At 47.1% G+C, this 206-nt stretch carries 2 tRNA genes; both read left to right on the plus strand.

Annotation, left to right across the window (positions count from 1 at the left end):
* Positions 1-19 precede the first annotated feature (19 nt).
* Positions 20-92 (plus strand) — tRNA-Phe (locus tag B7700_RS00115).
* 19 nt (positions 93-111) lie between these two features.
* A tRNA-Gly gene (locus tag B7700_RS00120) sits at positions 112-182 on the plus strand.
* Positions 183-206: the final 24 nt, after the last annotated feature.

The raw sequence follows: 206 nt of genomic DNA on the forward strand, positions 1-206 counted from the left end.
AATCCTGCTCCCGCAATAAGGCTCGGTAGCTCAGTTGGTAGAGCAATGGATTGAAGCTCCATGTGTCGGCGGTTCGATTCCGTCTCGCGCCATTTTATTAATAGTATGTATGCGGGTGTAGTTTAGTGGTAAAACTACAGCCTTCCAAGCTGTTGTCGCGAGTTCGATTCTCGTCACCCGCTTTGAACTTTGTTCAATTACCAAGT

It is taken from the genome of Streptococcus mitis, assembly GCF_002096755.1.
Lineage (GTDB): Bacteria > Bacillota > Bacilli > Lactobacillales > Streptococcaceae > Streptococcus > Streptococcus mitis_AC.